Annotated in this window: 2 protein-coding genes; both read right to left on the bottom strand. The window is 44.1% G+C overall.

Features of this window, described 5'->3' with window-relative positions:
* Nucleotides 1-115: 115 nt before the first annotated feature.
* Nucleotides 116-439, bottom strand: coding sequence for a hypothetical protein (locus ACFIKU_RS10100; RefSeq protein WP_375657430.1), 324 nt, complete (start codon nt 437-439; stop codon nt 116-118).
* A gap of 24 nt (nt 440-463) precedes the next feature.
* On the bottom strand, nt 464-682 hold a 219-nt coding region (locus ACFIKU_RS10095), incomplete at its 5' end, for a hypothetical protein (RefSeq protein WP_375657429.1).

Genomic DNA, 682 nt, shown 5'->3' with positions numbered 1-682 from the left:
TCCAACAACGCAGGAAAACACCGCTAACTTCAAAAACATGTCCCGCGCAACCACCATACGCCCCGCTCCTTTATTAAGTAAAAATCAGAGACCATGCCAAAAATGCAACAAAAGATCAATCCTTTGCAAAGAATGAAAGCCTAAAACCAAGACGCTTTGCCCCTAGACAAATAAGCCCAAGGATAAGACCAAAGACAACGCCAAAAAGAATGTTAAAGACCCACTTTTTTGAAAACCACAACCAAGTCAAACCAAAGTGCTCAGCTTGCCCATAAACAAACTTAGAGACAGCGATAATAATGAAGCTCAACGCCAAATTTTTTAAAAAAGCCTTCCTTGTAACCCCGAAAGACCTCATTGCCGCATAAATAGAAACAAAGACAAGAGCAACAAAGCAGAAAAACCCCAACCACTGCCAAAACATCACATCGTCCGACATCAAATACCCCTCTCAGAAAGAACATCAAAGACCACGCCCGTGGGAAAGAGAAATGCTCATTCTTTTTAAGCCCCCCAACAGTACACGCACACACCGTACCCCCTCCAAAACAAACAAAGGAACAAATCCAACACTGCTCACAAACACCCCATCGTTCAAGAACCCCCCATTGTTCAAGAACCAATGCGTGCTCCAGCCCATATGCTTTACTCCCACATGTGCCAACCCAACAACAGTGCCAAC

The organism is Bartonella sp. CM120XJJH (assembly GCF_042194715.1).
In the GTDB taxonomy this organism is placed as follows: domain Bacteria; phylum Pseudomonadota; class Alphaproteobacteria; order Rhizobiales; family Rhizobiaceae; genus Bartonella.
This window is presented reverse-complemented; position numbering and strand designations above follow the sequence as displayed.